Raw genomic sequence first — 13,472 nt, forward strand, 5'->3', positions numbered from 1 at the left:
GGTGGCTGGCGGTCCGGTCGACAGGGTGGGTTGCGCCCCCAGGGACTGGACCGCTGCCGCGCTTCCCGACTATATGCATGGCGGAACCTGTAACGACCCGCGCGGCGCCATGCTGATCTTCCGCCACACTACCGATCTTCCGGCCGCCGTCCGCGGCTGCGCCGTGGCGCTGGGCAATTTTGACGGCGTGCATCTGGGCCACCGCGCCGTGATCCAGACCGCGCAGGATGCCGCCCGGCAATTGGGGGTGCCGTCGGCCGTGCTGACCTTCGAGCCGCACCCCAGAAGCCTGTTCCGCCCCGACGATCCCCCCTTCCGCCTGACCCCCTGGCGCATCAAGGCGCGCCTGATCGAGGCGCTGGGGGTCGATGCACTGTTCGATGTGCATTTCGACGAGGCCTTTTCCCGACTGACCGCGGATGATTTCGTGCAGAAGGTGCTGGTGGACGGGCTGGCGGCCCGCCATGTCGTCGCCGGCTATGATTTCGTCTTCGGCCACCGGCGCGGCGGCGATATGGGTTTCCTGCGCGATGCCGGTGCGCGGCACGGCTTCGCGGTGACGGAAGTGCGGCCTGTGGCGGCACCCGATGCCACCGTCTATTCCTCCACCCGCGTGCGCCGGCACCTGGAAGCGGGGGAGGTGGCGGCGGCGACCGCCATCCTTGGCCATGACTGGGAGATCGAGGGCAGGGTCGAGCATGGCGACAAGCGGGGCCGCACCATCGGTTTCCCCACGGCCAACGTCGAACTGGGCGCTTATCTGCGGCCGCGCCTGGGCGTCTATGCCATCCTGGCCGGTATCGACGAGGGGTCGGCCACCGTCTGGCACAAGGGTGTCGCCAATATCGGCCGGCGCCCCACGGTGGGCGGCATGACCGAACGGCTTGAGGCGCACCTGTTCGATTTCAATGGCGACCTTTACGGCCGCCATCTGCGGGTGCGCCTGCGCCATTTCATCCGGCCGGAAATGAAGTTCGACAGTTTCCAGGCCCTGAAGGACCAGATCACCGCCGACAGCGACAGGGCGCGGGCGCTGCTGGGCTGACCGGCGGCGATGACGGCCAGCCCGGCCCGGCCTTGATGCCGGATCACTCCGCCGCGGCCAGGAACCCGCCGGATTGCCGGTGCCAGAGCTGGGCATAGCGGCCGCCCATGGCCAGCAACTCGCTGTGGGACCCTTCCTCCACCACCTTGCCGCCTTCCAGATAGAGGATGCGGTCCATGCCTGTGATGGTGGACAGGCGATGGGCGATGGCCAGCACCGTGCGTCCCTCCATCAGGTTCCACAACGCCTCCTGGATCAGATGCTCGGACTCGCTGTCCAGCGCGCTGGTCGCCTCGTCCAGGATCAGGATGCGGCTGTCCTTCAAAAGGGCGCGGGCGATGGCGACGCGCTGGCGCTCCCCGCCCGACAGCTTCACTCCCTGTTCGCCCACGACCGTGTCATAGCCCGTGGGACGCTTCATGATGAACTCGTCGGCATGGGCCTGTCTGGCTGCCGCCCGGACCTCCTCCAGCCCCGCATCCGGCCGGCCATAGGCGATGTTCTCTCCCACGGTGCGGTGAAAGACGCCGGGCTGCTGCGGCACCTCCGCGATGGCCTGGTTCAGGCTTTCCAGCGTCACATGGGCGATATCCTGCCCATCGATCAGCACGCGGCCATATTGCGGGTCGTACTGCCGGCGCAGCAGCTTGACCAGCGTGCTTTTTCCGGCGCCCGACCGGCCCACCAGCCCGACCTTCTCGCCCGGCCGGATGGTCAGGTTCAGCCCGTTGAACACCCGCGTGCCGTCGGCGAAGCTGAAATGCACCTCCCGCAGTTCGATCCCGCCTGCCTGCACGCGCAGGGCCGGGGCGCCCGTCGTGTCCGTGATCTCGTGCGGGGCCGACACCAGGTCCAGCGCTTCCGACAGCGTTCCCAGTTCCTCGAAGAAGGAGAGCAGGCGATCGGACAGGTGCCAGACCGTGTTGGAAATCTGGAAGGCCAGCGTGAAGACCAGGGTGAACTCACCCACGCTCATGCCGCCGGCCAGGGTGCGGGCGATGGCCACCCATACCAGAACACCCAGCAGGGCGATGATCGACAGCATCTGGAATACCCGGACGGCCACCAGGAACCAGCGCAGCCGGCGCGAGTGGAACCGCTCGTCATTCAGGTAATGGCCAAGGAAACGGCGTTCGAACGCCGTCCGGGCGAACCCCCGGATCAGGTCGGCATTGGTGATGGCATCGATGATCCGGCCGGACGAGCTGGACACCGCATCGCTCATCTTCTCCGACAGGGTGAAACAATGGCGGGCCAGCCAGGCCGACATGGCCACATAGACCACCATCCAGACGGCCAGCACGGCCGAGAACAGCGGCGAGGCCGTCCACAGCAATACCAGCGCCACAGCCAGCAGCACCAGGACGCGCACCACGTCCCATGTCAGAATCTCGATCACGCCCAGCACCGCGTTGGCGCCCTGCTTGATCTTCTGCCCCAGCTTGCCGGCGAAATTGTCCTGGAAATAACGGGGGCTGTGCCCCAGAAGCCAGGAGAACATGCGTTTTTGCGCCAGCGCCCGGATGGACGGGGATGTATAGACATCGATGATCTGGTGGACACGGTACATGCCCATGCTGCCCAGCCAGATGGCCAGCAGCAGCACAAACCAGCCGAACACGCCCAGCCCGTGGATCTGGGTGTCCCCCCCGCCCGTTTCCCCCGTCAGCGCGTCCACGACGGCCTTCAGGGCATAGGGCTCGAACGCCTCGATCCCCTGGCCGATCACGACGGCCAGCAGCAGCAGCGTCATGCGGCCGGCGAATTTTTCCCGCACCAGACCCCAGATGAAGGGGAAAGGCCTGGCCGGCAGCGGCCTGGCCGGCTCCGCATCCTCCCAGGCGAAATCCCGGTTCTGACGGTTCAGGTCATCGATACGCACCGCGCGCATCCCCGCGCGCAACATGGCGGCAAACATCTTCCACCCCGATCTCCGGCGCCTGTTTCCAACCTGCGCCGCACAATACATCCGATGTCGGAAGTGATGTAGGATGGTTAGAATTCTGTCAACGGTGAAAAATCTTGTTCCATCCATCAAATCCGCTTGGGCATATGCCGGCCATGGCCTGGGCGGAAGAGGATGCAGCGGTCCTATGCCGCATCCGCGCAACAAGGATGCAGGTTTCTGTTGCATAGCGGTGCAGGCCGGGCCAAACATGACGAGATTGACTAAAGGGGTCCGCTACCCGGACCCGATAGGTGGTCTTGGTCGATGAATCGCAGGGATCTGATCCGTTTCGCCTTGGGTGTGCCCGTTCTTGCCCCGATGGCCTCGGTCACCCTTTTGCATGCCCCCGCCATGGCCCAGGCACAGGACGGGGGCAAGCCCAAGCCGCCGGGCCGCAAGCCGCGCCCGCCGCGCCTTGTCATGATCGATCCCGGCCATGGCGGCCGCGATCCCGGCGCCATCGGCGCCCGCGGCACCTATGAGAAGAACGTCGTCCTGGACATTGCCAAGGAAATGGCCCGCATCGCCTCGCGGACCACGGGGTGGCAGGTGGAACTGACGCGCGACGGCGACAGTTTCATCGACCTGAAGGAACGGGTGCGCATCGCGCAGAAGGCCCGCGCCGACCTTTTCATCTCCGTCCACGCCGACAGTGCCCCGAACAAGGGCGCGCGTGGCCTGTCCGCCTATACGTTGTCGGAAAAGGCGAGCGATGATTTCGCAGCCGCCATCGCCCGGCAGGAGAATATCGCCGGCGGCGGGCTGGGCGTGGATGTCTCCGGTCTGGACGAGAATGTGGCCGCCATCCTGGTTGATCTGGCGGCCCGCCATACGGTGACGGCGGCGCTGCACGCCAAACAATCGATCATCCAGGGGGCGGGGAAGGATGTCCGGCTGCTGGAAAACCCGATGCGATCGGCGAATTTCGCCGTGCTGAAGGCGCCCGATATCCCCTCGCTGCTGATCGAGACCGGCTTCCTCTCCAATCCGCAGGACGAGGCGCTGCTGCGCGACGCGGCGGCCCGACGGCGCATCGCCGGCATCCTGGCCCGTGAACTTTCAGCGGTAATGGGTGCCGCTCCCTTCGCCTGAGGCGCGCAAGACGGACCCCGCCGGGACAGAACAGCATTCCCCGGCCCGGTTCTTACCACATTTCGTCTTTAAATTCGGGCCTTCCGATAGAGCAGGAACGGCCGCGGGAGGCATGAGCGATGGGGAACATGCGCCTTATGGCGCCCAAGGGCGTGGGGATTCTGATGGCCGCGGCGCTGGCGCTGACCGCGGGATGCGCCACAACCGGCGGCAGCGCCGGTGCCGGCGACGCGCCGCCGGCCGCCGATGCGGCTCCCCGCAAGGTGAGTGACCGGGATCTGAAGGCCGCCATCGAGAAGCTGTGGGATTCGGCCGACGATCTGGATTCGCGCGTCCGGGTGGAGGTGCGCGACGGCCGGGCGCTACTGACCGGCCGCGCGGCCAATGCCGACGAGCGTTTGCTGGCCGTGCGTCTTGCCTGGCAGGTGGATGGCGTGGCCGAAGTGATCAATGAGATCGGCATCGGCGATGAAAGCAGCCTGTCCGACAAGGCCACCGACGCCTGGATCACGGCACAGTTGCGCACCAGGCTGATGACCGACGCGGAGATCAGTTCGCGCAACTATACGATTGAAACCGTGAACCAGACGATCTACCTGATGGGTCGGGGACGATCCTCGGTGGAATTGGAGCGGGTACGCAACCATGCGCGGAACATCGCGCGGGTCCGGCAGGTGGTCAGTCATGTCCAAGTCCCATACTGAAACCGGTTTGAGTTGGGCCGGTTTCTGCCTGACGGCGGCATTGTCCGTCATGCTGTTACTGGTGCCGGCCACCGCCTGGGCGCAATCGGTCGATCAGAATGCGCAGGCCAACCGCCAGTTCGTGGAGGCGATGCAGGCCATCCGCCAGGCCGACCAGGCCTATGACGAGGCGGAGCAGGCCCGTCTTCTCCAGCAGGCCGACACGCTGCTGTCCGATATCATCGCGCGCCTGCCGGAAAGCACGCTCGCCGTGCAACTGATGACCAACCAGTTCATCGGCGATTTCGATTATGTAGAGTTCAAGAACAGGTTGCGGGGGCTGGCCTGCGTCGACCCGAAATCCAATGCCTGCCTGCTGCATCGGATCGAGGCGCTGGTGACGCCGCTTGAACAGCCGATCGTGGCCCCGCGCTGGGACTGGCTGTCACTCGCCGTCGCCCATTACCATATCGGCAGCAAGGAACGGGTGCGCCCCATCGTGGCGCCCTTTCTGCAGGCGGTCCGCACGGGCAGTGCCAAGAGCGATATCAGCCAGGATCTTTTCGTCAGCCGCACCCTGGCCCTGACGGGCGAGGTGGATCGGGCGCTGGCCGTCACACGCCAGTTCAATGATTGTTCGACCCGTGTCTATAACCTGGCGGACATTGTGGAGGCGCTGGTCTGGCAGGGGGACATGCCGCGGGCGGTCCAGATTGCCGAGGAAGTGACGGAATTCGCCCGTACCCAGGGCTGCGCGTGGGAACTGGGCCTGGTGGCGCAATCGCTGCTGCATGTCGGGCTGGAAGCGCGGGCCCGGACCCTGTTCCTGAACACCGTGGAGGAGCAGTTCAGCCGCTTCAAGGAACAGCGCGGCAATTGCTGTCCGCCGGAACTGGCTGTGGCTGCGGGCGACCTGGGCGACACCAATCTGGCGCTGGGACTGCTGCGCACCGTGCAGGATGAAAGCCCCTGGACCATCCCCGTCGTGCTGGGCAAGCTGGAACAACGGGGCGAGAAGGTGCTGACCCTGACCTATGCAGACCAGCTTCAGGACACCGATCTACGGGCGGAAACCTATGTGCAACTGATCGGCGGCGCGCTGCGGGCCAGGGACCGGTCGCAGGCCGACCTGTTATCCGCGCGGCTGGACAAGACCGTCACCGACACGCGCACGCCCATGGCCCTGGTCCAGCGCGCGCGTGCCGACAAGCTGCTGTTTCAGGACAATCGCTGGCGCGGCACGTTTCAGTCGGCCCTGTCGGAGGCGGAACGGGGAACGGGCCAGCGGCGCGACATGGCGGTGCCCCTGCTGGCGGCCCTGGTTCAGATCGAGACCGGGCTGCCCATGCTGGAATAGGCGCGCCTCACCAGCCCAGGCCCGGATCCTCCACCCTGTGCAGGCGGGCCATCGCGACCTGGGCGACGCGCAATGTCAGGGCCTTGCGCCGCGCACCGGCCAGCCGGGCCAGGGGCGCCGGGCGCAGCACCTCCGCCCCGAAGGCATCGGCCACGATCAGGCCGCAGCCGGCCGGAATCAGCTCCTGCGGGAAGTGCGGATCGACCGCGAAATAGAAGCGGTCGCAGAATTCAAGGTATTCCGGCCATTTCTGGTCGGTCCTGAAATCCACGACGCTGCTTTTCACTTCCACGATGGACACCTCGCCGTCATCGGCCAGGGCCAGGATGTCGGCGCGTCGGCCATTGGCCAGGGGGAATTCGACAAGCCCGCGGATGCCGCGCTCGGCCAGCATGCGCCGCACGCCGCGCGTGATGGCGGCGGCAGGGTCGGACGCGGGACGCGGCAAGGCCACGCCGGGCAGGAGGGCAGGCCCACCCATGCCATCTGGTGCCGCGCCGTCCGGCACTGGCGCAGGTGGCCGTGCTATCACGGCTTGGCCGGCGGGAACATCCGCAGGTTCATCGGCAGGGCCATCCCCGATACAGCATGGGGCGAATGTGTTGTTCATGGGTACGTATCATGAACAAATCCATCCGCGCCGGCAAGCCCTGTCGGGGCCGGTCACTGGTTTCGCGGCGGCTGGTCCGGTTGCCGATCAGCAGCGCAGGCTGAGCACCGACTGCCCGCCCACCGAAGAGGCGCGGACAACAGGCGCCAAACCGGCCATCAGAAGCCGGTTGCGCACACCTTCCACCGTCTCTGTCGGACGGGTGAGGGTGATGCGCGTGCCACGATGTCCCAGCTTTTGGCTGCGGGCCACGGCGGTCAGTATCTGGTCGGTCAATACCTCCACACTGTCGAACGCGGCATCATTGGCCGGGGGCAGTGTGGCGATGCTGGACGGGTCATACGTTGTGGTGGGCATCACGGCAGCCACCATGCCGTCGGCCGGATTAAGGGCTCCGGTCGCCACTGCGGGATACATGCAAGGTCCCTGGGTTCGATGCGGCCGACGACTTCGCCGTCAGCAGGCCCTTTATTACGCCTGAAATTGTTAAAAATCAGGCAATGGATTGCTGCTGATTTGCGCAGCCGGCCCGCAAATTATGCATGCATGTGCCGCCACCGCAGGCTGTGGAGCGCAACCGGCACAGGCTTGGGATGTATCACAGGACGGGTCCAGGGTTTCTGCGGTTTCCAGTCCCGGGGCTGTGACCTTATTCCATCCTTTTGCGACGGTGGTGGTATTGATTCGGCGTGCTATTGAATAGTGCGGCTGTTGATGATTACCTTTGTCCCGTGACCGGGCATGGAAGGATGGCGGCGTGGTAGCTTGGTGGATGCGGTCGCGTCAGGCGGCCCTGAATGGTGTGTTGCTGGCCCTGGCCCTTGCCGCCTCGCCAGCGTTGGCTCAATCACAGAATGATGGTTCCCCGGCCGGCAGCGCCGTTGCCCGATACCTGGCAGGCCGCATCGCGCAGAATGCGGGCGACTGGGACGTCGCGTCGGCCAACCTTGCCGTGGCACTGCGGCAGGACCCGGAAAATGTGTCGCTGCTGCGCCGCACCTTCCTGCTTTCCCTGGGCGAGGGCAAACAGACGGAATCCGTGGCGTTGGGCCGGCGGTTGGCCGAAACGGGCCAGGGCAGCTTCGTCGCCCATGCGCTGCTGGTGGCCGACGCCCTGCGCAACGGCCGCACGGACGAGGCGCAGGCGCACATGGACCGGTTGCCGGCCGATGGCATGGCGCCCTATATCAGCCCGCTCCTGTCGGCCTGGATCGCCGTGGAGGGAAAGCGCTTCGACGATGCCGTCAAGGCGCTGGAGCCATTGGCCAGCCACCAGGGCTTCGATGGCATCCGTGCCCTTCAGCTTGCCCTGATAGAGGATCTCCGTGGCGACAATGAGGCAGCGTTCCGCCATTACGCGGAGGCGGCCAAGCATGGCGGTGCGCTGCGCGTCACCCTGCTGATCGGCAATTTCCAGGAACGGGCGGGCGCCATCCAGGCTGCCCGGACCCTTTACCAATCCTATCTGGCTGCCAATCCCGGCTCCATGATGGTGGAGGATGCGCTGGCCCGGCTGGAGGAAAAGCCGGGGCGTGAGATCAAGGCGCCGGCACGGCTGGTCGGCGATGCCCGGCAGGGGCTGAGCGAGGCGCTGTTCGGTCTGGCCGCCGCATTGCAGCAGGAGGGCGCGCTGGAGATGGCGCTGCTTTATGGCCGTGTCGCCCTGCACCTGGATGGCGGGCAACCGTTGGCGCGCCTGCTGGTCGGCGATCTGCTGAACAGCCGCAACCGGGAGGAAACGGCGCTTGAGGAATATCAGGCCGTCAAGGCCGGGCAGGGGGCCGCCGCCCACTGGATGGCCCGCATGCGCCAGGCGGAGGTCCTGACCAGACTGGACCGGCCGGCGGATGCGGTGGCTTTGCTGGAACGGCTGGCGGCGGAGCGGCCGGACCGTACCGACGCCCTGCTGCGGCAGGGCGACATCCACCGTATCGCCAAGCGTGGCGATGCCGCGCTGGCCGCCTATGACAGGGCGCTGGCGCGCGTGAAGACGCCGGGTCCTGCGGATTGGCCGCTGGTCTATGCCCGCGCCATGGTGCTGGATGCGCAGGGCGACTGGCCCGCGGCGGAAAAGGGCCTGCGCCATGCGCTGGAACTGCGCCCGGACCAGCCCAGCGTGCTGAACTATCTCGGCTATTCCTACATAGACCGGGAAGAACGGCTGGAGGAAGGCAAGGCCCTGATCGAGAAGGCGTTGAGCCTTCGCCCACAGGACGGCTTCATCACCGACAGCCTGGGCTGGGCCTTGTTCCGGATGGGCCGTGTGGAGGAGGCGGTCGAACTGCTGGAAAAGGCGGTCGAACTGGAGCCGGGCGATCCGGAGATCAACGACCATCTGGGCGATGCCTATTGGGCCGTCGGCCGTCTGGACGAGGCCCGGTTCCAATGGACCCGCGCTGCACATCAGGCGGATAGCGATGGTTTGCGCCGATCCGCCCAGTCCAAGCTGCGCAACGGGCTGGTCAATACCGTGAAGGCCGACAATACCGGCCCCTAGAGCGGTTTTCCTTTGACTGGAAAACCGTTTCGGCGGTCGCCGCCGGACCAGCTTGCGATGAGTTCTAATCATCGCAAGCTGGTACAAGTCACATCGGGGGAATCCGTGACACGGGTCCCGCTTGTGGCGGGCCCGCGCCGGAAAGGAAGAGGCGCTGTGCTGGCAACGCGGGAGGGGGCTCCCCCTCTCCCTCCCCGGCACGGGGGCCACCCGGTCCCGCCTTTCCAGCCATGGGGCGGGGGAGGGACCGGATCAGGAGCCCGCCATTGCGGCGGCTCCGGATCAGCGGAACAGCAGCGGCAGGAACTTTCCGAGATAGTCGCGCCAGTTGGTCCAGGTATGGCCGCCGTCCGTCTCCTCATAGGTGTATTTGATCCCGCTATCGTCCATGACCCGGCGCAGCGGCGGGACCATGTTGATGACGAAATCCTCCTTGCCGACGGCTAGATAGACGGGGCCCCCGGCCTTGGCCCGTGCCTTCAGGGCGTCGGCATTAGTATCCCGGTATTTCTGTTCCTGCTCGCCGAACAGGCCGATGCTGAAGATGCCGATGGCGCCGAACAGGTCGGGGCGGGGCAGGCCGAACTGGATCGTATGCGCGCCGCCCATCGACAGGCCGGCCATGGCCCGTTTTCCGGGACCGGCCTGGGTGCGGAAATGCTTGTCGATATAGGGGATCAGGTCCTTGTGCAGGTCGGTCCCGAAATCGGTATTCTCCATTCCCGCCACGCCGTCGCGTTCCGGCGTGTGGCCGTGCGGCATGACCACGATCATCGGCTTGATCCTGCCGGCCGCGATCAGATTGTCCAGAATGGCGTTGGCATTGCCCTTCTGCACCCAGGCATCGTCGGCATCGCTGTACCCATGGACCAGGTACAGCACGGGGTACCGTTCCTTGCCCCCCGCCTCGTAGCCTGGTGGGGTATAGACATGGGCGCGGCGCGTGATGCCCAGGCTGGCCGACGGGTATTCCAGAATCGAAACAAGGCCGTGCGGCACCTGGGCATTGTAGAACTGGTCGGCGATGGCCGGGCCCCGGATTTCGAAGATGGATTGCGGCCCCCCGAACCCTTCGGAGAAGCGTTTGGCCTGCGGATCGGGGATGCGCAGGCCGTCCGCTCGGAAGGCATAGGTGTAGATGCCGGGGTCGACGGCGGCCGTCGTCGTCGCCTGCCAGTAGCCCTTGTCGTCCAGGCTCATGGGCAGGCCGGGCGGTGTCCCGTCCAGCCCGTTGGGCACGCCGTTCACCTCGCCGGCCATGACCCGCGCCTCGCGCACGGTCTTGGCACACAGCCGGAAGGTCACGCGGCCATCGGGCTGCGGCTCAACGGACGGATAGAACAAGGGGGGCTGCATAAAGCTCCGCTCCTCGCAGGCAGGCAGGTCCGCGGCAGCGGCGGCCTGCACACCCAGCAGCAGAGGCAGGGTGGCAAGAAGGGGAAGGAAAAGCTGGCGCATGGTCGCTCCTGATTGGCGTTGGCGCTGTCCTGGGGGCTGCGCCACCGGCGGGGCAAGGGCCGGGCGGCACCATGCCCATGGGGACAAGGCTGTCCCCATGGGCATGGTTTCACGGTCAGAACTTGTACTTGGCCTGGATGCCCAGGGTGCGGCCGTCGCGCAGGCCGACATTCACCGTGGAATAGGTGAAGGACGGTGCCGGCGTGAACAGGATGTTGTTATTGACGGTCGTATAGCGGCGGCTGTCGAACAGGTTGTTGGCGAACACATCGAACGACACTGCCCCGATGGTGGCACCGGCACGGGCGTTGAAGATGTGTGTCTCACGGGTCTTCAGCACATTGGCCACGTCCGCCCAGACGCCGGACTTGTAGTTATAGTCGATGCGGGCAAACCAGCTTGCATCCTGCCGGAAGGCGAAATCGCCATTGAACATCACGCCGCCGGCGGCCGAGTATTTGGAGGTGGCCGGCAGCTCATTGCCCGAGAAATCCGTGCTGCCGACCAGGAAAGTGACCAGCGGGGCGCTGTAATCCTTGATCTTGCTGTCATTCAGCGCACCGGCCGCCGTCAGCGTGATCATGCTGGTCAGGCGGAAGCTGCTGTCGAATTCCAGGCCCTTCATGTCCGTATTGCCGCTATTGACGGTGCCGAACAGGCTGCCGAAACCGCCGGTTTCCGTGACATAGGTCTGCAGCAACTGGTTCAACTGGTCGCGCCACTGCGAATAGTAGGCGGCAACGCTGTAGCGCAGGCGATTGTCGACCGCGGTACCTTTCAGGCCCAGTTCATAGGTCGTGACCTTCTCCGGCTTCACGAACAGTTCGATACCCAGGCTCTTGGCGATGGTTGCCGCCTGTCCGGTATAGGTGACGACGCCGGAATTCAGCGACGCCGGGTTCACGCCCCTGGCCACCGACGCATAGGTCATCACGTCGTCGGTCCATTCGTACTGGGCGATCAGGCGGGGCAGGAAATTCTTGTATGTCTGTTCGGCCAGCTTCGATCCGGCGGCATAGGTGCCGGCCGGCACGAAGGTGCTGTCGGTCACCACCACATCGGCCAGCGGCGAGATGTAGGCATACAGCTTGTCGATCTGATAGCGGCCCTCGACGCTGGCGGTCAGCTTGTCGGTGATGTCGTAGGTGACGCCGAAGAAGCCGCCATAGGTCTTGGATTCCGTCTTGCCCGACGGTGTGACCTGCTGGGTCTGGATCATGTTGTCCAGCGTGTCCACCGTGCGGCGGCCATTCGCACTCAGGTAGGACAGGCCGGCCACGAAGCGCAGCGCTTCGCCATCATCATAACTGGTGCGGATTTCCTGGGAGAAATCCTTGGAAATATTCTCCACCAGATAGGCGGAACTGAAATAGCTGCGCAGGCCGCTGCCCGGTGTGTAGTTGGGATTGGGGATGCCGGTGCTGTCGTAATTGCCGATATCGGACAGCGAGGCCCATTCCTCGTGATTATAGCCGGTCAGCGAACTGATCATGAAATTGCTGTCGGGGATTTCATAGTCGATGACCAGATGGGCATGCCGGTAGTCACGCACCAGACCATAAGTGTCAACGCTGTCATCGGGGTCGATCAGACGGTTCGTCGTCGTGGCCAGCGCATTGGTCACGAAGCTGTCGACATCGTAATTGCCGGCGGGCGTGGTGGCGGGCAATGACGGCACCTTGCCGCACATGAACGGGTTGAAGCCCCCCAGGACACAATTCGCCTGACCCGGTACGACGACGCGACCGGTGCTGTCGGTCACGGCGGTGGCACTGATCAGGCCCAGGGCGGCAGGGCCATCCTTGTCACGGGACAGCAGGCCGAAGGCCTTGATGGTCAGGTTGTCGCTGGGCGTGGCGACCAGCAACAGGTTGGCGTTGCGCGATGACTGATCTCCCAGCGTCTGGGACCGGTCAGCATAATTCTTGTACGTGCCGTCCTTGGTGTTGTAGTCGCCGGCAATGCGGAAGGCCAGCTTGTCCTCCACCAGCGGGCCTTCCAGCTCGCCCTGGATGCGGCGGTTCGCGTGGGTGCCGATCATGCCCGTCACGCTGCCGCTGAAATCATTGCCCGGCTGCTTGTTCACCACATTCAGCGCGCCGGCGAAGGTATTCCGGCCGAAATAGGCTGATTGCGGGCCGCGCAGCAGCTCGATCCGCTCGGGGCTGGACACGCTCATCACCGCGGTGGGCGAGGAAACGGGAACGCCGTCGATGAAGGTCGCCACCGGCGTGCTGTCGGTGGTGGCGGGCGTGAAGCCACGCAGGATCAACTGTTGGAAAGACCGGTCGCCACGGCCGGAGAAGTTGTTATTGATGTTGAAGCCGGGTGTCTGTTCGGAAAGGTTCTGGACCGACGCGATACCCCGCTGTTCAATCTCCTCTGCCGTCACGGCGGTGACGGAAACCGGCGTCTTCATGATGTTTTCGGCTCGTTTACGGGCCGTGACGATGATTTCCGTCAGTTCGTAGGTCTGCTCGGTTTGATCCGGCACTGTATTCGTTTGGGCCATGGTCGGCCCCGTCATGCCCAGCGCCAAAGTCGAGGCGCCGATCAGCATGTGGAATCTGCTCTTTCTCATCTGTCCCCCAGATTTTATGTGGAAATGCGTCCCGAGATTTTTGTTCTTTATTGTCCATGCGCAGAACCGCACCGCGGACACCTGTTGAGGCACCCACGCCTGTCGCATGCGATCTGCCTTGGTCGGCCTATGGCAATGTTGTCATAGGCCTTATCGATTGATGTGTTTTGGGGGGAAACAGTTCAAGCCGAACGCGGCCGG

At 65.0% G+C, this 13,472-nt stretch carries 10 protein-coding genes; 5 read left to right on the plus strand and 5 right to left on the minus strand.

All coding sequences use genetic code 11. From position 1 onward, the window contains the following. Positions 1-109 precede the first annotated feature (109 nt). Positions 110-1,045: a bifunctional riboflavin kinase/FAD synthetase gene (locus ABC728_RS19425; RefSeq protein ID WP_416618552.1), complete on the plus strand. Its 936-nt coding sequence runs from the start codon at positions 110-112 to the stop codon at positions 1,043-1,045. Positions 1,046-1,088: 43 nt separating this feature from the next. On the opposite strand, the gene ABC728_RS19430 is transcribed toward ABC728_RS19425, so the two are convergent. After that, the gene (locus tag ABC728_RS19430; RefSeq protein WP_416618486.1) at positions 1,089-2,927 is read right to left on the minus strand and encodes an ABC transporter ATP-binding protein; all 1,839 of its coding nucleotides are present in this window, start codon (positions 2,925-2,927) and stop codon (positions 1,089-1,091) included. 330 nt (positions 2,928-3,257) lie between these two features. On the opposite strand from ABC728_RS19430, the gene ABC728_RS19435 reads away from it, so the two are divergent. From ABC728_RS19435 to ABC728_RS19445, 3 genes are all read left to right on the plus strand, one after another. Beyond that, positions 3,258-4,085, plus strand: coding sequence for an N-acetylmuramoyl-L-alanine amidase family protein (locus ABC728_RS19435; RefSeq protein ID WP_416618487.1), 828 nt, complete (start codon positions 3,258-3,260; stop codon positions 4,083-4,085). Positions 4,086-4,213: 128 nt separating this feature from the next. Then, positions 4,214-4,789, plus strand: coding sequence for a BON domain-containing protein (locus tag ABC728_RS19440; RefSeq protein WP_445376464.1), 576 nt, complete (start codon positions 4,214-4,216; stop codon positions 4,787-4,789). Continuing rightward, a complete protein-coding gene (locus ABC728_RS19445) occupies positions 4,770-6,125 on the plus strand; it encodes a hypothetical protein (RefSeq protein WP_416618489.1) in 1,356 nt (451 codons plus the stop codon). The genes ABC728_RS19440 and ABC728_RS19445 overlap by 20 nt, the downstream gene beginning before the upstream one ends. 7 nt (positions 6,126-6,132) lie before the next feature. On the opposite strand, the gene ABC728_RS19450 is transcribed toward ABC728_RS19445, so the two are convergent. Both ABC728_RS19450 and ABC728_RS19455 read right to left on the minus strand, forming a co-directional pair. Next, a complete protein-coding gene (locus ABC728_RS19450; protein WP_416618490.1) occupies positions 6,133-6,606 on the minus strand; it encodes an MmcB family DNA repair protein in 474 nt (157 codons plus the stop codon). Between the two features lie 216 nt (positions 6,607-6,822). Further along, complete coding sequence (locus tag ABC728_RS19455) at positions 6,823-7,092, minus strand: hypothetical protein (protein ID WP_416618491.1); 270 nt, start codon at positions 7,090-7,092, stop codon at positions 6,823-6,825. Positions 7,093-7,492: 400 nt separating this feature from the next. Here ABC728_RS19455 and ABC728_RS19460 point away from each other — a divergent pair, with 400 nt between their 5' ends. Beyond that, positions 7,493-9,232, plus strand: a complete 1,740-nt coding sequence (locus tag ABC728_RS19460; protein WP_416618492.1) for a tetratricopeptide repeat protein — start codon at positions 7,493-7,495, stop codon at positions 9,230-9,232. A 282-nt stretch (positions 9,233-9,514) separates the two neighbouring features. Here the strand turns inward: ABC728_RS19460 and ABC728_RS19465 are convergent, their stop codons facing one another. Then, complete coding sequence (locus ABC728_RS19465) at positions 9,515-10,690, minus strand: alpha/beta hydrolase-fold protein (protein WP_416618493.1); 1,176 nt, start codon at positions 10,688-10,690, stop codon at positions 9,515-9,517. Positions 10,691-10,805: 115 nt separating this feature from the next. Then, complete coding sequence (locus ABC728_RS19470) at positions 10,806-13,271, minus strand: TonB-dependent receptor (RefSeq protein WP_416618494.1); 2,466 nt, start codon at positions 13,269-13,271, stop codon at positions 10,806-10,808. Positions 13,272-13,472 lie beyond the last annotated feature (201 nt).

The organism is Niveispirillum fermenti, from assembly GCF_052474395.1.